The 24607-nt window shown below is 56.1% G+C and carries 5 protein-coding genes; 3 read left to right on the top strand and 2 right to left on the bottom strand.

Going from position 1 to position 24607, the window contains the following annotated elements:
• The first annotated feature begins 221 nt into the window (after positions 1-221).
• Positions 222-1664 carry a BBP7 family outer membrane beta-barrel protein gene (locus Pan97_RS09860; RefSeq protein WP_144972069.1) on the top strand — a complete coding sequence of 481 codons (1443 nt, stop codon included), beginning with the start codon at positions 222-224 and terminating at the stop codon, positions 1662-1664.
• Between the two features lie 81 nt (positions 1665-1745).
• Here Pan97_RS09860 and Pan97_RS09855 read toward each other — a convergent pair whose 3' ends face one another.
• Entirely contained in the window at positions 1746-4232 is a 2487-nt protein-coding gene (locus Pan97_RS09855; protein WP_144972067.1) for an SdrD B-like domain-containing protein, read from the bottom strand.
• Between the two features lie 515 nt (positions 4233-4747).
• On the opposite strand from Pan97_RS09855, the gene Pan97_RS09850 reads away from it, so the two are divergent.
• Positions 4748-6712, top strand: a complete 1965-nt coding sequence (locus tag Pan97_RS09850) for a hypothetical protein (RefSeq protein WP_144972065.1) — start codon at positions 4748-4750, stop codon at positions 6710-6712.
• A 91-nt stretch (positions 6713-6803) separates the two neighbouring features.
• Positions 6804-9488, top strand: a complete 2685-nt coding sequence (locus Pan97_RS09845; protein ID WP_144972063.1) for a dockerin type I domain-containing protein — start codon at positions 6804-6806, stop codon at positions 9486-9488.
• A 332-nt stretch (positions 9489-9820) separates the two neighbouring features.
• Here Pan97_RS09845 and Pan97_RS09840 read toward each other — a convergent pair whose 3' ends face one another.
• Complete coding sequence (locus tag Pan97_RS09840) at positions 9821-24043, bottom strand: GEVED domain-containing protein (RefSeq protein ID WP_144972061.1); 14223 nt, start codon at positions 24041-24043, stop codon at positions 9821-9823.
• Positions 24044-24607 lie beyond the last annotated feature (564 nt).

Below are 24607 nucleotides of genomic sequence, written 5' to 3'. Positions count from 1 at the left end.
TCCGGAATAATCGTACGCGGACCGTTCGAGCGCAGGGCGAGCGTCCTGACAAAAGAAACCATTCCGCCCGATCGACTTGGCTCGTTATGAAACCAAGTTAGTCGTTGGCTATTCGATTTTGGATGTCCATCAGACGCAAGCGGTAGCTCTTGTAACTCCTTCCGTACTTCGGAACGAGGCAGGGCCTTGGGAGCGACAGCATTAGTTTGCGAGCACACAACATGAAGCTTAACTACTCCACCCTAGCTTTCTCGATCGCGGCCGTGCTACTCGGCTCAGGTCGATCCTTTGCCCAAGAGGGTTATGCTCCGATGGGATCCCCATATCCCGCCGGTGCTCCTGCTCCCTATAATCCCGTCGGAATGCCACCAGCTGGGATGCAACCGGGGTATGCACCTCAAGCGATGATGGGTGCTCCTGGCCCAATGGGCCCCATGGCTGGCCCTGGTCCCATGATGGGCGCTCCCGATCCTTATGCTTACATGGCTGCCGCCAATGCCAACGGTCAAACGAACCCCGGCATGCAATACGGTGGTCCGGTCGATGGTTCGATGTACGAACCTGCCGGCGATTACGTTCAATACGAAAACGTCGCCGGCGGTGCCTGCGACGACGGTTGTGCACTTCCACCTCGAGCTTACGGAAGCTTCGACACGCTGGTTGTCTGGCGTCACGGTGGAAATTACCCAGCGATCCTGACGACCAGCGATCCGGCGGACGAAGGCATTCTGGGTGCCGCCACCACGCGAGTTCTGTTCGGCGACGGGTATGAATCGGGCGATGCCAGCCTGGGTGGCCGTATCACGATTGGCCTATGGCTGGACGATTACCAAAACTGGAGTGTCGGCGGCCGTTTCCTGGCACTGGAAGACGATGGAGCCAACTACAACACCGGTTCCAATTCCTTCACGACGTTGGCATTCCCGTTCTTTAACACCAACACCGGCTTGCAAGATTCGGTGGTTGTGGCCTTGCCGGGTACCGGTACCAACGCCGCGGACAATACGACGATTGCCCTGAACAACGAAAACAACCTGTACATGGGCGACGTCTTCGTCACCAAGCATATTCACACCAACCACGGCAACCGCTGGGACTTCGTCACCGGTTATAGCTACGCCAAGTTTGAAGACAGCTTCGCGATTAACGCTCAGTTCACCAACCAAGACACCGGTAGTACGCTTTCGGTCGGTGACGTGGTTGCCTACCGAGACAGCTTCGCCGCGACCAACGAATTCCACGGCGGCCAGTTGGGTTTGATCGCCGAATTCCAGGACGGCCCTTTCAGCTGGCGTGCGATGGGTAAGATCAGCCTGGGTGGCATGAAGCAGGAAGCCACTATTTCTGGCTCGACGACCATCAACGGCGTCCTGTCGGACAATCAGGGGATCTACGCTCGCAGCACCAACTCGGGCAGCTTTAGCCGCGATCAGTTCGCTTACATTCCTGAAGCGACGGTCGATATGATCTACGCTTACAACTGCAACCTCGACTTCAAGTTGGGGGCCAACTTCGTGTACTTCAGCGACGTATCGACCGCAGCGACCTTGATCAATCCGAACATCGACCCCAGCGTCGTTAACCCAACCGATCCTCAGTTCAGCTTCATCGAACAGGACTTCTGGGTTGTCGGCCTGACCTTCGGTATGGAATACCACTACTAAGCCGAAGCGGAGTCGTTCAAGAAATAAAAAGAGCCGGTCCCGAAGGATCGGCTCTTTTTTTGTTAATTGCCTGCTAGAGGCTTACAGGCTGGCAAAAGCCGCATCGACGGCTGCCGCCAGATTGGTCATGACGGCCGAGGCTCCACCATTGATGCGAACGATCATGCCCTCAGGTCCATTGGCAACGACCATGTAACCAGGGGTCGATGGCGAGAAGGCCTGAACCACGATCACCGGATCGTCCAACCCATCGACGGCTACCTCAAAGGCAATTTGGCTTGCCCCGGTGGCGGTATCGAAGAAGGAGAGATCGGATCGGACATTCACCAGGTTTTCCCAGCCCAGGTCCACGGCATACCATTCGAGCGAATCCAGACCGCCTGGCTTCGAGAACGCCAGCACGATGCTGTCTTCAGTGTTCGATGCGATCGAATCACCCAAGCCGATGTACTGGTAATCGCGGCCGCGGTACCCGAAGTTCAAACCGGTGAAGATACCCGGCTGACCGCCGCCAACCTGGATGCCGCTGATCGTATTACCGCTAAGCGTAAAGCTACCGCTGGAGGTAATCCCCTTACGCGTAAAGCGAGGATCGGTAATGCGGACCGAATAAGTTCCTTCGTCGAAGCCAGCGAAGACGTATGCCCCATAAGCGTCGGTGATCGTACTGGCAACCACCGATCCGCCGTTATCCAGCAATTCGATCGTCACGCCGCCAATCCGCATTTCGGGGCTGGCATTGGTATTGGCATTGTCATCGACAACACCATCGTTGTCGGCGTCAAAGTAAACGACACCGGAAAGCAGGCTGTCAAACAGCGTCTTGAAGATGATGGTGCCGGTGGTGATCTGGTTGTTACCGTCGCTGACCTGGTAAGTGATCATCTCAGTCAGACCAGGAATGTTCGACACGTAGGTGAACTCCCCGGTAGGATTGTTCATTCCATCCAGAACCGGCGTGAACGTACCTTGCAGATCGCCAGCGGTCAGAGGACCGCCATTTTCATCGAAGAATCCGATGAAGGTCGGCACGTCAGAAGGTTCGCCTGGCGTGACGTTATCCATGATGTCGATCACATCGCTCTCGATGCCTGCGACGACTTCAAGTAGATAGGGGTCTTCCAGCAGAAGCACAGCCTGATCGACTTCGGTGATCGTAACGAAGACGGTGGCTGTCGTCGTTCCAGTGTTGTTGGTCAAACCGCTGTCGGTAATGGTGTAGGTAAACGATTCCGAGATGCCACCCACTCCCGTTGGCACCTGGTACAGCAGTACCTGGTGCGATTCGATCCCCGCATCGACGATTTCCTGCACATTTTGAGCGTCGAGTTCACGAGTCACCATGCCCTGGGCAGGCTGGGTAACTGAGTCGATATTGAAGCGATCGCGAGGTGCCGAAACAGCGCTGGGCACGTTGTCCATGTCGTTTTCCAGCACGTCCAGAACATAGTACTGGATGCCGTTAATCGTCACGACCGGAGGATCGTTATCCCCTGCAGGAACGGCTTGAGCCTCCTGGTAGTCTTCCACGACTTCGTAAGAATCGAAGTTCGCACCGGAGACTGGTTCCGCCATGATATCGAGCGAAACGGTACCACCGGTCCAACGCGAGATTTCCAGGGGGAACCCACCTTGTTCCGCACCCGAGAAGAAGGTGGCGTTCACATTCGCATCGCTGAACATATCACCGCTGCGCGTTGTGTTGTTGAACGAACTCGCCAAGTCAGCCGGATCGGTGCTCTGGGGATTGTCTTGGACGACCACTTCAAAGTCGACAGTCCCTTCCGCAACGGTGGTGAAGGTCAGCGTCGCGACCAAACGACCGAGATTCGCGTCAATCGTTCCCGCACCGTTGGAAGAACCACCGATGAACCGCAGCGTATTTGCCAGGGCAAAGTTATTGAAGTCACTCTGACTGTTCAGTGCACCATAGGGAGTGACATTATTGGGAACGTCAGGAGCAAGATTGCTGACGAACCCAGGCCCCAAGACGATATCCGTGGTAGGATCCATCGTCAAAAGTGCCGAATTGAAGGTAATGTCGACGTAGGCCGAATCAATGCTCGATGGGTTCGTGGACGTATCCTCCAGCCATACCTCCAACTGGAAGGTCTCGTTGATGTCGGCCATCCCGGTCTGCGTCTCGTTGACATTGCCGCCGCTGGTGATCAGGCGAAGATTTACGTCGGCACTGAACGTCCCGTCGGCGAGTTCCCCTTCCAGCGACAAGGCATCCATCGCGGAAAGCAAGTCGCGGGTGGTTAATCGACCGTCGTTATCGACGTCGAGGTAAAGGGTCTGCTCCCCTTCCAGAAGGCCACGCGAAGCCATCTGCTGAGCTTGCTTCGACTGGAGATTCAACAGCAGTGTATCGACGTCCATCTGGTCGAAGACACCGTCGTTGTTCACGTCGTGCGACATGTAGTCGTTATGGACGGCGGCAATCACATCCCCCGCCAGCATGGATCGAGTTTCCAGCGGCTCCATGCGGCGTACGGTTCGCTGCCGTCTGGCTCGCTTGTTCAACTTGGAAAGGACCTGGTGCTGGCGGCTCTTGTTCTTTTTCATGGCGACCTACGGCAACCTATGTTTTCGATTAGGCAAGTAGCAAAATAAGCAACTTGGGAAATTGGGGCGATTTGATCAGCGTCATCCAGACTAATTGGGTAATTTTGCCTTTGCAAACTTTTTCTTACCCTCGTCAGATCCCTTAATAGGAGTAAAACCCCCTCGATCCGCATAATTTTCCAGTTACCTAGCCAGTTGGTCGCAGCTTGCGGGGCAGAAGTTCCTCGCGACTTGAAGAAAAGATTCCAAATTTCCCGGATTTGCATTCTCTACCGGAACTAATGGGGCCTGAAATCGTCCAAAGTTTTGGCTTGTCGTGATATCTCTGGGGTTACAACCGGTATAATCCCTAAAGTTAGAACTACCAAAGGGTTTACGCGATTGCGTTGGCCAGACTCGCAATTACGCTGATACCTAGGCACTCTTGCTCGCGGCACGCCTTATCGTCGCAAGTCACCCTATTTCACCATCATGTCGCGGAATCTTTCGGGACATGAAGCAATCGCGCAATCGCCATGAAAAAAGCAAGCTCCCGTTCGGCCTCTCTGAATTCGCTTCGTCGCCACTGGAATCACGTCTCGCGTCTTGAGGTGCTTGAAGGTCGCGAAATGCTCAATGCGACCACCGAGTTGCTTTCGCTGCGCCTGGCCGCCACCGACTTGCATGGGAATCCGATCACGCAGATCGAACAGGGGGAACAGTTCCTGATCAAGGCCTACGTCGACGACCGCCGCGACGAGCCTGAGGTCGACGTGACCCCGGTCCCCGGCAGCGTCTCGGCCGAAGCCAAGGGTTTCTTCACGGCCTACTTCAACGTCACCTACGATGCTGCCGGCTTCGACTTTGATCCGACCTACGGTACCGGGGGGATCATGTTCGGCCCTTCGATTATTTCTGTGTATGATCCTGTCGCGCCCAACGTGCAGTACGACGGCTACATCGAACGTCTGGGCGTGCAGAACGTGTTTACCACCCCAATAACGGGCGAAATCGAAGTTCTCTCGTTCCGGATGACTGCCCAGACGCCGAACGTCTACGACATGGCCGAGGCATTCATCCCGCATTTCCATTTCGATCAAGTGGACCTATTTGAGAACCCCAACCAGACACCTCAGGACTGGCAACCAATCTACGTCGACGGCGTACCTCAACTGGAACGCCTGGCAGGGAGCGAGACCGCAGTAGGGTCTGACTTCTACAACGCCGTCATCGGCGCTGACGAATACTTTTCGATACATCAGTTCGGTGGGCAAAGTCTAGTCTCAGATGGCCAGGTCTACTTCGAAGGGGTCGACCTGGAAGTGATCGCATCCCCTGATGCCGACTATCAGTTGCGATTCGTCACAACCCAAACCGGGACTTCCGGCGGCGAGGTGAATGCGTTGCCGTCGAATGTCGACGTCATTGACGAATGGAACCACTTCTACGTCGAAGTTTACGCCAAGGCTCCCGCCGGTAACGCTGTTCAGGCAGGCTTCGTAGAGCTGAACTACGATACCAACGACTTCAGCTTCGTCCGAGCGATTGGTCGAACCGAAGATCCTACCAACGTGCGATACTCGATCACCTCCTCGGATGTCGATGAACAAAACGGAACGATTCGCATTGGCTTCAGTTCCCTCTCGACCAACCTGGGGGACGATCGTTATGCGCTGGTAGGGCGTATCCAGATGAAGTCGGATATGGAACTCCCAGTGGACTATACCAATGGCGAACTGACCTTTACCCCGTCTTCCGACATCACTCTGGTTGATACCAACGCCACGGTGATCAATACGACGACCAGCGTCGCAGCCGTGATCAATGGTTCCGCCACGGCCAGCCACAACTTTGAAGTTTGGCCGGTGATCTACGACGTCGGTACCAACGGTGAAGACCGCAAGATCGGCATTAACGACTTCGCTGGCTTCATCGGTCAGTATGGCAAGCTTGTGAATGACAATCCCAATCTCCGCAAGTACGACTTCAACAACAACGGCAAGGTCGATCTGGCTGACTTCAGTTTGTTCATCCAAAACTATGGCAAATCGGATCAGACAGCGTCCACACGCGTCTATCCTGCCGGCTACCCAGGCGACCTCGGTGGCGCGCCGCTGATGGGAAGTTCGTTCGTCCTGGAAGGAGAATCGGTAGCAGCCCGCTCGACGCCGCAAACGACCACCACAACCACGTCGCCCTCGACCGTCACCGAAGAGAAGCCTTCCGATATCTCTGGCCAGTCTTTGAGCACAACGCTTCCATTGACCCAAACGGCACCGACCGGGTCGTCGTCCGAGAGTGAAAGCGAGGACAACCAAGTCGTTTCGCCGGTGGAGGAAACCACCGACGCGGTCATTTCAACGCTTGATGACCAAACTGATTTGATCGTCATGGCAAGCCAAGATTCCCAGTCGTCGTCCGCCTCGGAAGAGGACGATGCAGTGTTTGCCGAACACGCCGACGAAGTGCTGGCGATCTGGGAGGATGAAAGCACCCTGTAATCGGTCCGATGAGCCCCCATAACGCAGGCCCTAACTCGGTCCTCTAGGCACCTTCCGTCCCTTTCCTGGCGAATATCCGCTGGATTAAATCATGCTTCGATCCTCCTCTCATCGACGCTCCGCTCAGCGCGGGGCGAAAAAGCGGGCAGGTAAGTCTGCGCGTCGCATGCAGAGGATCGAACAACTCGAATCACGGCTCGCTCTCTCCGCCATTCCCCTGAACGCCCAACCGCTGGATACCGGCGAGTTCATGCTGGGAGACGTCTCGGTAACCGTCGTATTCTTTGAGTCGGACGGTACGACCGACCCCAATACCGAGAACTGGAACGCCACGCACACCAACCAGGTAAAGCAGCGGATCGAAGAAGGGCTGCAGTGGTGGGTCGATACCTTGGCACTTCAGTCGAACGTTCACCAGTTGAATTTCGAGATCGACTACACTTATGCCGATAACCCGATTCCGATCGGCATCGAACCGATTACCCGCGTCGCGACCGACCTCGACATCTGGGTTAGCGAATTTCTCGATTACGTGGGGGCCGAGCGGTCCGACAAAATCGACAACGACGTTCGACTGTTCAATCACAGCCAGCGAGTGGCCAACGATACGAACTGGGCATTCACCATTTTTGTGATCAATGCCGAAAACGATTCCGACGGCCTATTTGCTCCGGGAAGCGTACTCGGTGGATTCTCGCTCGCCGGTGGCTCGTTCCTCGCGGTTCCATCCGAACGGCCTGCCAGCACGATTGCTCACGAGGTTTCCCACCAATTCTGGGCGATGGACGAATACCAAGGTTCCGGCGACTACGAAGATACCCGCGGCTATTACAACACCCAGAACACCAATGCCCACGACGGCAACCCATCGCCTGGCACCATCGAAACAAGTCTGCTCCGAGAATCGGCCTCGCTGCTGGCCGCTTATGCCAGCCATACCAGCAGCACGTCGTCACTGGAGTCGATCGGCTGGAAAGATTCCGACGGAGATGGAATCTTCGACGTCTTTGACGTGCCGATCTCATTCTCTGCCAGCAGCCAATTTGATCCCGTTTCCAATCAAATGCGAATTAGCGGCAACGCAGCGATCGGGGTGCTCCCCAATCAGAATTCCTGGGGTCTGCAAAACTCGGTCACGACCAATCGCTTGAGCCATATCGAATTTCGCCTGGATGGCGGACAGTGGTTAACAGGCCCTGCGATCGATGACTACACGGCCGATTTTGACTTCCTGATTCAACTGCCTGACTCAAGTCCACACGATATCGAAGTACGTATTGTCGACGAGACAGGGCACATTCACTCGCAGTCGCTGCTCGCTTCCACCGCTCATATCGACTCGACTGACGTTCATGGTTTCACGGGCTACATCACCTACGACCAGAACGACGACGGCATTTTTAACGCCGGCGAGCAAGGCCTGGCCGGCTGGACCGTTGAAGTCGTCGATCTGGCTGGCAACCCGCAAGTCACGCAAACGATCATCGAGCCGGATGACTATTCACATGGCGAGATCTTCTACGATCCGATCGGCGGCGTAACGTTAACCGCGGAAGGATCGGAGATCGCCCCAGGCTTTGCCGACGTTGCGGCTCGCAACAGTTCGCTTGCCAGCACCGGCAGTCGTGGCTTCTACAACTACTCTGGTGGAAGCTGGAGCAATGTCTGGTCAGAAAAGCGTCAGCTGAAAATTGCCTTCGATAACCCAGTCAGCCGAGTGGCGATTGACGCGTTCGCCGAAGTGGACGGCGATGTAGGCATCTTGGAACTATACGACTCACAAGACAACTTGCTGGGACGATACACCACCAGCCCCATGGCTGCGGGAACGTTCGAAACCATGGTCGTCGAACTGGACTTGCCGGAAGCGGCCTACGCAATCGCCCGCGGACACCTGACCAATACCGATGACCCGCGCCGTGCAATCCACTATGTCGGCCTTGACAACCTGGTCGTAGGGCGCCCTCATACGGTTGTAACCAACGAATTCGGAGCGTTCTCGCTTCCGTTTGACGTCGACGGGAGCTACCGCCTGAAGGTAACGGCCCCGGACGGAACAGAGGTCTTCTTCAGCTCGCTGACGGAAGCCAACGTCAGCTTAACCCCCCAGGCAGGCGCCAGCCGAGTTGCCTGGTCGGTGTCGATCGCCGACGACTCCTGGCATAACCCGCTCAATCCTGCCGACCTGAACCATGACGGGGAGATCGATCAAATCGATTTCGACCTGGCTTTCGGTGAACTGATCAATCCACAAGCGACGCTCTCGTCGCCATCCGGAAGCTATGCGATTAATTCGACGCATACGCCCGGCATCCCTTATTTTGACGTCAACGCCGACGGCTCCTTGAACAAGCATGATCTCTTACTGCTGTCGGATGCGATTGCTTTTCAGTCGGAATCCCAGCAGTCGGTCGATCCGGAACCCCTCTCGTCGTTCGCGTTCACCGCGTCTCCGAACACCTCCACCGTCAACGATGACGCTATCCAGCCGCCAATGGCCGAGACATCGCAAACAAGCGTGCTGGAAGGAGAGCCGATCGCTTTTGAGCTGACGCTTTCCCATGGCGACGTGAAAGAAGAAAACGGCACGGCGGCACCTTCAGAAGCTGCCATCTCGGTTCTATCCTTTCAGGCAGTCGTCTTGCCTTCGCAAGATTCGGCCGTCATTGACTCGGTCGACAACGCCTGCGAACGCATCGCTTCGACTAAGCCTCTGGATGATGAAGCAGTGGATGCCGTTCTGGCCGACTTAGACGCTTCGCTCGAGTTGTTCTAGGCTTTGTTTGATCGATCGTCGGTCCGAGGCCGATCGAATCGACGCAGTTCAGCGGCAGCGAACTCGACGACCCAAATCAGAACCGATTCGTCAAACAGAGCCTTGTCTTTCGCTCACTTCTCGCCTGGCGTTCTTGTGCATCTATCCAGGGGTCCAGACGGTTCGCTTCTTGTTCCTTAAACGCTGACGCATTCCAAGATCCGTTGTCGCCGGGAGGATGTCGAACCGCTTCCCCCAAGCTAGAGCGGAAGCATCTTGGCAACCGCGCAGAAAGTCGCCCGTGGTGATTACCCCACGGGCGACGATTGTTGATGTTTCAACCTAGGCGACAACTAACTGTTGTCACCCGGATCGCTGATCAAGGAGAGCAACTCGTCCAGTTCGTCCGACTCGGCACTATCCTCCGCGTCTTCGCTGAACTGCTTGCCGTCCCAATTGTAGCTGAGGTCGTCAGCCATGTCGCCAATCAGCTGATCGAATTGATCGTCATAGCTGACCGTTTCCAGGGCGATTACTTCATCGTGGAAGGAAGCATCGATGACGCTCGTTTCGACTTCTTCTCTCTGAGCGTAGCCCATCAACTCCAGGGCGGATCGCATCTGAAGATCAGAGTAGCTCGGGGCGATGGCATCGAAGCTGGTGTTCGAGACAAGCGACTGGCTCACTACCGGTGCCGTATTCACAGCCGCGGACGGAGTTGCCGATTCGTTGGTCTTGAACTCGTACGAGTTCACTTCCACTGGGGTTTCGACGCCGCTGGAGATCGACTCGCCCGAGATCATCGACTGCGAGACAATCTCTTCCGAGATCGGTTCTGGGTTAGCCGACAAACCAGCGGTGTAGTCTTGGTACGCCAACAAGTCAGCCAGCGTGATACGACGGTCGTTGTTGACGTCCAACTTGGCAGGGACATTCTGCGGGTCAATAACATCTGGCTCGAACCCTGGCTTGAAGTCGCCGACCTCAATATTGTTCATCGGATCCGCGGTCCCGTACGTGTAGTTACGGTTCCGGATTTCCTGCAGCAGCAACGTGTAATCGAGATTCGTGATGCTATTGTCGCCGATCGAGATGGCAGCTTTATTGCTGCTGTTGTGCCATGGGTTCACACCGGCATCACCAATGGTGATCTGGTAGTCTTCGACTTCCCCGTCCTCGGCCAGTCCGGTCGGCGTCAGACCACCGGTGCTGCTCAAACGGAAGCGAATGTAGGTATCCCCCAGAAGCGTTCCATCCGGCAGATCACCCACGGTGATCAATTGTCCCAAGCCACCGGGCGAGCCAAGTGGATCGACCGCATCTTTCGTCAAGGCCACGCTGACGATGATCTGTTCGTCTTCATCAGTGAAGTCGCCGTCTTGGTTGGCGTCGATCCAGGCATCCAGGAAGCCAAACGAGGTGGCTCCGGTAGGTGCCTTCGAGGTGACATAGACCTGATTATTGATGCCGTCACGCAGAGTCCAGTTCAGGAAGCTGCCCGAGTTGTTCGGATCTTCGGTGCGGATGAAGATACCATCGTCGGTCGCACCGTCACCACTGGCATCGGCGGTTGGTTGACCTTCGATTTCGGCATCGACACCTTGACCCAGATAGAAGTTCTCGATCAGGTTGTGACGAGCACCATCGGAACCCAACAGCGTGCCGTAGCTATCCGGGGCGTCACCGAAGTCGACCAGACCGCCCACCTGGATCAGGAAGCGAGTTTCACCGACCAAGGTGCCCGTGCCGTCATCAACCTGGTTGTTGAATTCGATCGGGTTACCGGCGATGTCGCGGATAATGCTTTCAACCAGATCGTCATCATCAGGTCGACTATCCAGCGTGACCTTGTACAGGACGCCTTCCTGGAACACACCCGAGACGGGAACCAGTCGGATGATGTTGTTGGTCGCGTCGTAGTCGAAGGTGTAATCGACACCCAGGTCGAGGACACGCGGAACGTCGCCGGCCAGGATTTCAAGTTTGACCGAATCAGCCGTCACAGTCGAGTCGTCGATACCGGTACCTTGGACCTGATCCGAGATGTCACCTTGATCCAGCAATTGGATCGAGATGTTGGTCAGCGGACCACCAATCCATTGGACCACGTCCGGGGTTTCGTCCAGGTCGCGATCGGCCGCATCGTTGTCTTGGGGATCGATCAGGTAACCGGTCGGACCGGTGAAGTCTGCTCGATCGTAGGCACCGATGTCGCGGAAGGTCACGCCGCCAACGCCACCGCTGGAAACGACGCTTGGGTCGTCAACACGAAGCTGGCCTGTGATGTCCCGTTCCGGTGCCAACAGCGGAGTGCTGTCGATACCCAGCGGATTGACCACCTGGCTGACTGCGGCACGTTCCTGAATGGCATCCACGGCGGCGTCGATCGCCTGGCTTCCTTCGTCGAGGTAGAAGTTCTTGTCGTCCGCGTCGACGAACAATGGGTCCCCAGATGCGAGCAAAATGGCCAGGTTACCGTTACCACCGAAACCAGTTACAGGCGTTCCGTTGTCTTGGAACAACGTTCGCGAAATGACCGTGGTGGCCTTGGAACTTGTATCGACCGAGATACCCGTCGAGAAGTTCGCGACGATGTTGTTCATCAGCGTGGGACCAGCCGACTCTTCAATCGTCACGCCGGTGTCACCGTCATTGATTCCATACAGCGTGTTGTTGATGATGCGTCCAAATGGAACGGCACCAGCTGGGTCGCTACCGGTTATGGTGCCGAGCGGATCGCCGCTGTACAGGATGGCGCCCTGATCACTGTCGAAGATCACGTTGTTCTTGACGGTGACGCCGGTGGCCAGTCGCTGCGTGTTAGCAGCCGACGGAACGCTGATCGGAGCACCCTGGTGCGGACGGTTGTTGCCGGCATCGGCATCGGTCACCGTGTTTCGGCTTCCGGCGTCAATCAGCACGCCGTAGTTCGCCGAGTTCGAGATCATATTCGAGTTGATGATGATCTGTCCCTGATCTCGGTGACGATTCGAGTCCCCAACCAGGTCGAAGACGAACGTCTGTCCGAAGAACGTCCAACTTAACTCGTCGTGACGCTGAATTCCGATGTTGGTCGCTCGGGTCGTCGCCTCGCCGAGTTGCCCGGCTTCGTTGTTCACGAAGTAGGTGGAAGAATTCGTCACGTTGCCAAAGTCGTCGGCAACCGAGATAGCCAGGTCATAGCCACCTTCGTACGTCCTTGCCTGGCGAGCCGCGTCATTCTTGGCGACCTTGGATGGGTCGTAAGTCAGCGGCGCGGAAGCCTGGTTTCCGTTGGAAGGCAGTGGGATCGTGTTGGCGGCGATCGCGACGAAGTAGGTACCTCCGATCGCTGGGTTGGCCAGGGTGTAGGTATCGATACCCACACCGTTGACGACGCTCAGCAGCACTTCGGTGAACGTTTCGTCGAACAGTCGTAAGACGGCGTTCAAGCCGAACATATCGGCGAAATCGGTCTGCAATTCCAATTGCAGGTCCTGGCCGGCATCCAGCGTGATCTCGAAGATGTCGACGTCGGCAAATCCATCCAGCTTTTCGACAGGATCGTTGTCACCAATCGCCCCGTTGATTTCGGCGGTTACCATGTCGGTTGCCCCAAGCAGGCTACCGTCAAGTCCGATGTCCGTGGCTTCACGGAACGCGTCGTTCGACTGGATGTCATATTCCAGGCGGACTTCGTCCGAAGTGGTCTTCGGCGAGAGATCGACGCGGTTGCTCGTGGTGACACCGCTGCGGGCATTCACCTGAGCGTAGACGCCCAAGCCGCCGCTGGTGGTGCTGATCAACGACCGGGCTATTTGCCCTGCGTGATCGTTGACGGCATTCATCAACTTGACCGCGATGTCAGCTTCAGTGTCGGTATTGTAGAAACCGATGCTGTAAATGTTGTTATCGCTGTCGTAGTTCGTACGAGTGCTTGTCCCTGCCGATCCACGGGCCTGGCGTTCGGTGATCGAATCCAGGTCGAAGAACTCGAACGTGACCCAGTCGGTACCGTCACCAACTCGAATACGGTCGTTGTTTCCGATCAACGCCCCCGAAGCCGTCAACACGGTGTAGCTGCCGTTGAGACGATCGTTGGTATCGAAGGTGAATGTCGGCAGCAGGGAGAGCGTACCATCCGCGGGAATACCATAGTCGGTACCGCGACGAATCTCGAGTTGATATCCCCCGGTCAGGATCTCATTTTCACGCAACTGTTGATTATGCGTGAAGTTGGTGTTGGTCGTGGCACCGGTCACCATTTCGCCGCGTTCGGCAAAACCGATGATGATGTCGTCGATCAGCACGCCACGAGTATCGTTGTTCTGGCCACGAGTGTTGGCATTGCTGTTGGTGGCGATTGGATTGCCGTCGTTAGCATAGCCAAAGTCGTCACCCTGTAGCGAGCCGTCGTAACCCAAACCGCTGGTATTTACATCGAACGAATACCCATTGCCGTAGATGAACTCCTGGAAACGATTGAACATGAAGTAGTTCTGGTTGTACGACTGCAGAGCCATCGTCTTATTCATCCAGTCCTGCGTCGTTGTGGCCAGCGAGATCGCCGTCGTTTCGCTGTTGTAGGCGATCTCGATGTTACCTGCACCGACGTCAGAACTTCCCGTGACCGTCATTCCCCAAGGGGCATTCGCTGGTGGGAGATCGACAATACCTTGAATGTTGAAGGTATCGTCCGACTCGGTGAAGATCTGGACCCCCAAACCACCCATCTCGTTCAAGATCGCAGCGCGTGTCAACTGAGCGATTTCGCTCGGCGAATCGGTGATCGAGAAGAGAATCGGAATGTTACCGACCGTCGTCACGCTATCGCCTTCCCGAACGTATTCAAATGTCACCGGGGCTCCACCAGCAGTTGCCTGCAGCGTGAAAACATTAAAGGTCCCGGGAGTTACCAGCGGATTGAACGAGTCGGCGATGCGGGCACCACTATCGAACTTGAACGATTGACCCTTGTTGTACTCAAACACAACCGGGGCACCGCCATTGATCGCATCGGTGACCAGGAACGTCCCGCCGTCAGGAATCTGGGCACCACGCAGAACGCGAAGTTCCTGGGTGTTCAGATCGGTTCCCGTCGTAAGGTGTCGCCCCCCCAGGTTAATCGAGCCACCGGTCGAGAAGTCAAACCGCAGACGCAGGTTTTCTTGTCCCGCGAAGGCCGACAGGTCGACGCGGGCTTGTCGCCAGCCAGCGTTGTCGAACAGCGGCTGAACCCCCTCGGTACCTGCCTGCCGATCGGCCCTCAGGGCTTCGTCGACGGCGGCGGCGCTCGCCCAGGCACCGATGGTATCGAATTCATCATCCGGGTTGGCCCCAGTATCGCTCTGGCGAAGCGTATTGTTGGTCGCCAACAATTGCCAATCACCATCGTCACCGGCAATGAATACACGCAGAGCATCTCGCGGATCGCCACCTTCCACGCCATCCGTTTGAAGATCGTAATTGAAGTACAGCGTCGGAACGTCACCGGCGTTGTAGCCATACAGACTGAACGTATCGGAAATGACCGTACCGTGGGCATCGCCAGGGAAGTCGTAGTTGTTGTTTGTCTTGTTACCAGTCGCATTGTTGGCGGCGAACGTGTCTTCCGTATTACCGAAGTAAAGGCTGGAACCACCGTTGGAACCTGGCCGCGAGACGTCGATCGGAACGTTGATCCCGTGGCCGGCTTCGTTTCCTCCAATGCCGTTGATGTTCCACAGGTTTTCATTCAACGTGCCGAACTGTAAACCGTTGATGTTCCCCAGGCCCGTCGAGATGTTCGACTTGTTGCCATGGAAGACGAACTGGGCGGCGCCGTTTTCATCGAAAGCGTAGATATCGCCACTGGTGGTCACGCCGAACAAGACGTCCGAGTAGCCGGTTTCGCCGCCAGCTCGACTTGGCCCAGCCGACAAGCTGGCAAATTCGAGTGGGTTGCCGTTTACGTCTGTCAGTTCGGTAATGAAGTCGGCTTGGACGTCTTCATTGGTATCGATGGTGAAGCCACCAGTCGACGTTAACAGGAACAACCCGCCCTCATCGGTAACGGCGAACACCTTGTTTCCGATCCATGCCATACCCGTGACGAAACCGCCAGTGGCCTCACCACCCACGTTGAATGGGGTCGTATCAATGTCGATTTCCAGGTTCGTGAACGCAGGGTCCATGATGTCGAAGATGACGACGTTGCTGCTGGTACCACTTCCGGTGTTGTCCGCAATGAAGTTTGTCGGAGGCACGGTGTTCGCAAGCGTGGCGTTGGCTGCCGCAACAATAGCGTCCGCCACCTCAGTCTGGCTGAAGCCAACCCCAATTTGGACTAAGTTATTCCCTGGGGTCACGCCAATGCTGGCGGGTGCAAGCGGACTGAGCAACCCATCGAAGGCATTCGCCATCTGGTTGTAGCCGACCGACTGACCTGCTTCAAGGAAGTTGAATCGCGAGCCGGAAACACTAACGTCCAGATTGGTGAAAGTACCGAACGCATTCGCGAACGCGACGTCAATCGCGTCGGCGACCTGAGCACCGGTCATCGTTTCTTCAACGTTGACGATGATGTTGTTCGCACTGGAAGTCTGGCCGTAGTTCCCCTGGAGATCAATGTCGCCAATCGCTCCCGTGCTGAAGCAATTCGTGTCCCCAACCAGCGTGATTCGGCCTGGAATGGTCCCATCCGCCGTGACGCCTAACCCCGTGAAGGCAAGATTGATGGCAGACACCAGGCTGGATTGTATCTGGGCCGGGGTCGTCGAGTCGTTGTAGCTGATTCGGACCTGATTTCCAGTGATCGAAACCTGGCCATTGTCGGTGTTATCGAAGACGAAGGTTCGCGACTGGGCACCGACTTCGATCGTGATCGAACTACGCTGCGTGTTATCTGCCCCAGTATTGGCAACGAATGCGGGATTGAAATTCGAGACGTCAATGACCCGCCCAGTCTGGAAGGTGATATCGGTCGTTACCGGGATAAGGGCATCGTTGACGACTTGGAAAGTCATTCCGTCTTGGATGAACTTACCGCCGCCGGGATTCAACCCCAGGTTGAAATCGCTCCCCAGATCCAATTCAAAAGTGGACGCAGCGACCCCAACGCCAAAGCCATCGGGATCAACGAGGAAGGTCATGCCGTCCCGTAGCACGGCAGTCGTGCCCGCACCGGTCGCTGCCGTGGTGACCAACGCGTTGGCGGCTGCATTGATTCCGAAGTCGACCTCCGTATTGATACGGAAGGTCAAGTTACCGTTGATGTTCGTATCGGCGATGTCCCCGAGCACGCCCAGGTTGATCGCGCGAGTGCTATCGGGAGCACCGATCGGATTACCGTCACCATCGGTATCGCTGGCGTCCATGCGGAAGAGAATATTCGCAAACTCATCCGCGTAGGAAGTAACGTCACCACGACTACCCACGGCATAAAGCCGCAAGCCACTGGCACCATAATTGTTGTGGAAGGTCGTCGCTTCAAATTGATAACCCCAACCCGTACCACTACCTTCATTGGCATTGGCCAGGTTACCGACGCGGACGTTGTCCTTGGCGTTGTTAATTTCGTAAGTAACGATACCGTCATCTCGGATGAACGTGGACATACCATCACCGGTATCGATCTCCAGGAAGTTACCGGAGTTTGCATCTTCCAGGCGACCGACTACGTCCACGTTGTAAGCATAGAGCGTTCCATCAGGAGCCATTGCCAAGTCACGGTAGGCATCGCCCGCACGTCCAACGCGTGCTTCGACCGCCCCAGTGAATGGATCGATGGCGTAAAGATCGGTACTTGATCCTTGTCCCTGGCTGAGGAAGAGCACGAAGTCGCCCAGGACATACGGATTGACGTTGGTGTTATCAACGATGCTCGTCGAAGTCGGTGGAGCGGCCGAGGTATAGATACCACTGCCGATGTGGTCTTCCACGATTCGGTGGACCGAGTTGATCGGCTCGAGGCGAACCAGCGAATTGGTCGCGTTGGACTGGAAGAACTGATTCATTTGAATCGGAGATCGTTCCTGCGAGCTGACCGCGACGTAGTACGTTACAGGGTTCTCAGGCGTGCCTGCTGGCAGCATGATCGTACCGAGGTATGGATCGCCGTTGTTGCTCGAACCTCGTTCGAGGTCGGTCAGGCCGGCATTGCCTGGGGTCTGTGGATGCATCAGGTCGTCGTTGATCGCGCCACGATCACTGATGAAGATCAATTCACCGGTTGAACTGTAGACCGAGACGATGGTATTCGCACTGTTGAGACCAGCGGCGTAATCGAGATCGATAATCAGCGATCCCCATTCACCAGGAGCACTGGTACCAGGAATGGATTGAACGCTGTCGAAGTTGAACTGGACTTGGTACCAGTCGACGTCCGATCCGGTCGCGTCGATATTCCCGGCCACACTGATCGCTGCACGGTCCGAGTTAAGCACGTTCCCCAAATTCTGGGCGTTACCGAGCGAATTATTATTGCCCGTGGTTTCGGCCGACTCACCTAGCACCGGCGAATGACCTGGCTGACCGTAAATCGAGATACCATTCTGGGCATAACGGATGTCGGCAAACTGAATCGACGAGCCAGCAAGTTCGTCGACTTCACGCAGACGGATGTTGAGCTGGTAGACGCCGTTGGTGTTACCGGCCTGGACGTTGCCGTTGACCGAAGTCAGATCGTTCGTGTTGGCGCGGACGCGAATGTGATAGGTACGAGCCGTGCCAGGCTGTCCTGGCAGCACCACTCGCATACCGGCATCACGTGGATTGATCGACCAGAAGTCTTCTTCATAGAAGCCAGACTTCTGCAGCGGGTTGGTCACCTTCAGCAGCGAGTTCTGACCGTAGAAGCTATTGCCGGATTGATCGAAGGAATTGGTCGAGGCTGCCAACACGTTGCCGTTACCATCGACCAGTTCAACGACCGCATCCAGGTAGTAGCTTGTCTTGTCCAGGTCGAACCAGACTTCGGTCCCTGGATCGGCAACGAAGCTGTAAACGTCGACGTCCGACTTATTGCTCAAGTAGCCGTTGACCTCGAAGCCCAGGCGACGGGTGTCGTCGCCGCCGTACTCGTCGGGAGCCAAGCGGCCCAGCGACTGCGCGGTCTGCGGAATGCCATTGACGCCCTGGCCGGTCAGGTTGTTGGCTTCGGCCTCGACGATCACCTGAACGTTTCGATCGTTGGCGAACTGATCGATCGTCAAGCCTTCCCACGAACCAGGAAGCGGAATCGCAGCTCCCGGATCGACTCCGGCGATACCGTCGTTATTGGTATCGGTCTGAGGTGTACCGTACTGGGTGAAACCAGCACCCACTGAGTCGTCACGCAGATCGGTGAAGACCACCGGGAAGCCGGCCTGGCCAACAACGTGCAGCATGCCACCGATACGATCATCGATGTCCAGCTGACGGCCGGTGGCTACGAATCCAGCATTGGCACCCAGCAACTTCACAACCAGGCTTTCCGTTGCCGAGCTTTCCAGGCGGATACCGCCGTAAGTATGGAAATCGGTCGAGTATATCGTGCTGAACAAGGCGTGCACGATATCGGTATCGTCCCAAACGCTTTGGGTGGTTAATACGCCGCCTCGAACGACCATCGCGTTGAGTTGGTTGTCGGTGAGCAGGTTGCGGCGAATGAGCGCCCCTTGATTGTCCCCCAGGCCGCTTTGTCGATCAAGGTTGCCGGTCGAACGGCCCCAGTCGACGATCAGATCATAGCTGAGCGAGCTGGTATCAACGTTCAGGACGTTGGCTTCGTTGAAGCGGAAGTTATTGGCAACGATGATCGGCTGCGAATCGCGGACGAAGATGACCGCGTTGGCGTTGCTCATGTGGCCGTTGCGGGTTGCTCCACCAACCCCAGTCCCTTGGCCATCGTCATTGTATTCGAAGGTCGAGTTCGTGATACGAACCTTGGCCTGGTGAATTTCAATCACGTTAAAGTGGGCCTGGCCGCCATCGATATTCGATTCGCCGCCACCAAAGGCCAGCAAGGCGTTGTCGATACTACCGCTGGAAGCATGGGCGAAGTAGATACCACTCCAATCCCCCTCGGCCGCGACGGAAGCGGCACCATCGTTGTTAGTGTCGAAGGTACCACCGAAGCCATAACGATCGTCACGCAGCGACGTGAAGACGACCGGTCGACCCGGCGCACCTTCGGCGATGAAGCTTGCACCCATCTCCACTTCGATACGACCGGCGTTGAACTTGACCACGACGTTCGGATCGACGACGAGGCTCGAATCGAAGCGAGCGTCATACACGCGATCGATGACGATTCCGCGGGCCGCACCGTTATAAAATGCAGCGTACTGACCAGTAACACGGACGATGCCGTTGGTCGCAACCGGATCGATGTCCAGGAAGAAAGGACCGCCGTTGGCCGGGCTCACGAATGCCTGGGCGTTGCGGAAGCGTTCGATCAAGAAGGCGATCTGCTCAGCCAACGCAGCTTCCGTAAAGACGCCGATCGGAACTCCGTTGGGAGGATTGATCCCCACTCCGAGAGTCTCGTCGAACAGAGTCATGTCGTCGAGGTTGATCGTATACACTGAATCGCCAACTGCTGTCGAAGGAGTCGCCCCATTAACGAACTCGATCGCCAAGCTTCGAGTTACTCCCTCATCTGAGACGGCGAAGATCGTCAGCACTGTTCCGGGAGTAACGCCAGCGAGGTGCGGAACCTTGATTTCGACCTCATTGGTGGACGTTGGTCCGCCTGGCGTCGAATTGATGTGTAGCGATTCCTGGATCACATAGACGATGTCGGTATCGTCGAAACGAGCCGCGACGGTCAACTCTTCCAGCGGTGCCCCCGGTGACGAGAGGATCCGCACCAGCATGCCGTTGGTCGAGTTCTGAACGATACGGTTGCCGAAGATATCGGGACCAACGCGCATCACGTCCGGAGTAAACGCAGCCGCTGCGCCGTTGAAGACCGTGTAGTTCGATTCCTCAAAGCTGTTCGGGTCGGCCGACAATGCAGCCCCCGAGCTTAAACGAATGATGTTGTAGTTGATCGTAGGACGGGATTCTTCCATGTAGATCGGTGCCAACGAAATGTCCGCGCCATCGACTTCGGTGATACCACCGGCGTAGCGGAATTCCGCACCGATCACCGAGTTCATGAAGATCCCGGCGTCTTCGTAAGTACCCCGCAATTGTTCGCGATCGACTTCCTGATTGAAGAGGATTCCGCCCCAGTCGCCTGGTCCGGCAACGTCTTGCGTGAAGCTGGCATGGCCGACCATCTCGGCGTCAGGGTCGTTGAGCAGCGTCGTTTCGCGGTACGAAGTCAACGTGACGCGGCGATTCTGACGGGCTTCGTCCAGAGTTACGGTACCGTTGGTCTGGGTATTAGGCTGATAGCGCTCTGGAATGCCCAAGATTTGCAGTGCGGCAAAGCTGCGATCGTCGACGACCGAGGTACTGCCGACCTGAATGCTTGAGTTGGCAAACTTCAGGATCGCTCCTTCGTCGATCATCATGGTTACCCCTTGGGGCAACACGATGTCGACGCCATCTTTCAGCGGAGCATTGTTCAGCGGATTACGACCGATCAGGTACGCGATGTTGTCTTCCAGCGTCGTCTGGTCATCGCCGACGGCACCGATGCCGATCACGCGAATGACGTCGCCACGGCCGGCAGTTTCAGCAGCCGTAATCGCGGCACCAATGGTGGAGAACGGCTGGTCGATCGAACCGGTTTGAGTCGTTCCCGTGTAAGTCCCGTCCACAAACAAGGTGCGCGGAGCGGTGGGTGTCAGGCCCGTATAGGTCGAAGGCTCGGCTCGGAACCAGAAGTTGAACGCGCCTCCCGCGGTTCCGTCGAGATCGCCGTCGATCGAGGCGCCGGCTGCGGCACCACTGGTGATGACGATCGACTGAGCCTGAATGATGCCTGGATCCAAGGTAATCGGGTTATTGGTCGCCAGGTTTCGCAGTTCGATGCGATTACCAGTCGACGAAGCAACCACATTGAAGCTCGCGTTGTTGATGGCGGCTACTAGCGCGGCAACCACTTCGCTTTGCGACATTAAAGTCGTCAGCGCAACGCGTTCGTTGTTGGTATTGTTAAGCGTGCTGTTGAAATCGATTTCAAAAGTACGGGTCATTTGGCCATCACGCAGGATGATCGTCTGACCATCGCTGAAGCCCGCTCCACCGGTGCGAACAACCATCGTGTTCAACTGCGAAACGGATGCCCCGGTATCGCGAATCGAATCATTCAAGGTCGGGGTGAATCGCAGCTGCAGTTCATATTCGCCCTGCGAAGTACCGCCAAACCCGGAATCTTCGATGTTTGGATCGTAAACATTGTTACCGCTGGCCGAGACGCCAATGAAGTAGGTGCCTGGTTCCAGCGTGATTTCCAGGAACGAGTCTTCGCTGTAATAGTCGTTGTTGCGTGCGATTGCTGTATACGACCCGTCACCATTGAGCCGATAAAGCGTCAACGCCGCATCGAGACGACTCGAATCGGTCAGACGTTCGGCAATGATCTCGGCCGACAGCTTGCCCGTTTCGGTCAAGTCGAACCGGTACATGTCGATATCGATCACGTCCGGACGATAGAGATGCTGCAAGTGGGTGATGTCAAAGTCACCAGGCAACAGCGATTCCGGATTCATGCCGAAAATCAGATTGTCGTCTTGCCCCATGATCGTACCCGGCGGCAGATCGTAGGTGTGCCCCAAGCCCAGCAAGTGACCAATTTCGTGGAAAGCGGTGGTCTGCCAAATGGCCCCTACCTCGTCGTCGCCTGGTTGATCGTGGTCGACGGCTTCCATGATGGCGAGGCCACTACCTGCCAGACCAATTGGGCCGCCTGGACCTGTTGCGATTGTGGCGCTAAGCCCACGCAAGTCACCGGTGACGACACCGATGCTGGCGCCTACGTTGCTGGGAACTTCAATAAACTCGATACCAGCGTAGAAGCCATAGATCTCAAAAACCTCACGGGCACGCTTCTTTTGTTCCTCGGTGATCTGGTTCTGGAACGGTTCGCCAGTCTGGCTGGCGGGATCGATGCCGTATTCATCGGGGAAGTTATAGGTCAGAACGGTGACGCCCAATCCATTAGAGTCGCTATCGGGCCGGCCATCGCCATCCCCGTCGTTGATATGGACCTCTCCGTCAAGCTCGACGTCGCGGTGGCCTGGTTCGTCATTGCCACCCGGCAGGTTGATGTCGTACTCGGTAACATTGCGAATTTCGCCGCGGATGACCAGCGCCTGGGTGCGATCAACAATCAGGCCAGTCGACTGGGCACCAAGGACCATGCTAACGCGGTTCCCAGCGGTTCCGCGAAGTTGGAGGCGATCGTTACCCAGGCTTGGATCGAATTGAAGCTCGACCTCACCGGGATTTGCACCGTAATAGATATTGACTTGTGAGCGAATTGCTGCGGCCAATTGAATCGAAGTCAGATCGACCGTGCCGATGACAATCGCGATGTTTCCGGAAGCAACTGGATCGGTCGTGTCATTGGTGGTCAACTCGAAGGTCGTAAGATTGCCGAGGCCATCGTCGATGGTGAACGATGTGTGGTTCACCGAAGCGATGTCACCTCGAGTCACGCGGAACTCGTTGTTTCCGGCAAACAGATTCGCGTTGGTATATCCATCAAACCCACCAGCGTCTTGCAAATTACCGGTGTAGTCCGAGAGATTGAACGCACCCGTGAAGCTCGACCCGGCGTCCAGGTCTTGAGCCACCATGTCGAGGATCTGCGACGACTTGCTGGCGATGCCGCGCACGCCAATCTGCAGGCGGAAGACGGTTGCCTCGCTGGAATCCGTGATCAGATTTTCCAGGTCGTCTGCAAACGTCAGAATCGCCATGTCGTCGGCGGCGGAGTATTCCACCGTCTGCGGATAGAAGGCCTGCGAGTTCGCTTCCAGCCCCAGTCCGTTCAGGAAGGTCAGTTGGTAGTAGTCAGGATTGTTTGCCAGGGTTGGATCGAGATCGTCGTCGTTGAAGTAGACGTGAATTTGATTGCTTGCGATTTCGAGCGCGCCGGTCGTTTGGTTTCGCGTGACGGGCTGCGGCACGACCGACATTACCTGAGGAGCCAGGTTCAACTCGAAGTTACGAACGAAAGACTGCGCGGACTGACCTTCCATGTCTTGCAGCGCGCTGGTGATCTCGATGCGGTAGAGGTCGTCCGGCAGAGCCTCGCCAAAACGGACAACCACCTGGTTCGGCTGGTCACCGATACCGATGAAACCCTCGAAGTTCGAGCCTGGACCAGTGATCTTCACGTCGTCCGCGTTACCAAGCACACCGTCCAGACCAGCTCGCGTGATCACGATCCCGTCGGCCAGCGTGGATGCTTTGAGCTCGTCCATCACGTCGGTGACTTCAGCGAAGTTGAACGTGAGCGAACGCGGCGAGATGCCACGTACGTCGTTCTCTTGCAGCAGTTCACCACTGTTGGGCTGGATCCCTACAAGCTGCGGAACCACGTTGGCATCTAGCAACTCGCGTTTTTCCAGCGGCTCGTGCTTCATGGAGCGCTGCTTGGTCTGACGAAGAAGACGGTTCTTCTTGTTGAGATCACGACGTTGGGCTCGGGTAAGCTTACTCGCATGACGAATGGTCATTTGGCAAACCTTTTATCTTCGTTAAAGCTGGAGGCTCGAGTAGTTAAGGTTGGACAGCAACATCCTGTCGCGAATCGGGAGACAAGTCCGCAGGCTCACAATTTCAGGGAAGGCAAATGCCAACACGTAAAAAAGGGAGACATTTGGTAAACCCAAGTCGGATTATAATTACCCAAATTAACACAGCAAATTCTAACGGGGGGCGGCAGTCCATTTCACCCATTTAACTCAAACTACTTATTCAACCTGCTCTGGCTCTTGAGTTGCAGCCCCAAACGACCAGAAAATCCCAATAAATCATTGCTGTTGTTACACTTAGGAACCATCATCCACCGCGATTTTCGCCGTCGTAATGACGAGAAAACAGGGCTTGTCGACGTTTTGACGCCTTGACCTGCGTGCTAGTTCCCGCATTTCCCCTAGAATCTTGCCAATCGAACTAAATCTTATTGGGGGAATTTGCCGACAGGGCGATCGGGCCGATAAGTCCATCTGATGATCGTACTTTTGCGCAAACCCATAAAAAAAGCCCCCCATGTAAGGGAGGCTTTCTCATGTTGAATA

The sequence above is a fragment of the Bremerella volcania genome, from assembly GCF_007748115.1.
Lineage (GTDB): Bacteria > Planctomycetota > Planctomycetia > Pirellulales > Pirellulaceae > Bremerella > Bremerella volcania.
The sequence above is the reverse complement of the archived record's forward strand: the minus strand, read 5'-3'. Positions and strand labels throughout refer to the sequence as shown.

Excerpts from the sequence above, each read along its gene's own strand:
- Pan97_RS09855 (WP_144972067.1), bottom strand. The coding sequence starts at position 4,232 with ATGAAAAAGAACAAGAGCCGCCAGCACCAGGTCCTTTCCAAGTTGAAC.
- Pan97_RS09840 (WP_144972061.1), bottom strand. The coding sequence starts at position 24,043 with ATGACCATTCGTCATGCGAGTAAGCTTACCCGAGCCCAACGTCGTGAT.
- Pan97_RS09860 (WP_144972069.1), top strand. The coding sequence starts at position 222 with ATGAAGCTTAACTACTCCACCCTAGCTTTCTCGATCGCGGCCGTGCTA.
- Pan97_RS09850 (WP_144972065.1), top strand. The coding sequence starts at position 4,748 with ATGAAAAAAGCAAGCTCCCGTTCGGCCTCTCTGAATTCGCTTCGTCGC.
- Pan97_RS09845 (WP_144972063.1), top strand. The coding sequence starts at position 6,804 with ATGCTTCGATCCTCCTCTCATCGACGCTCCGCTCAGCGCGGGGCGAAA.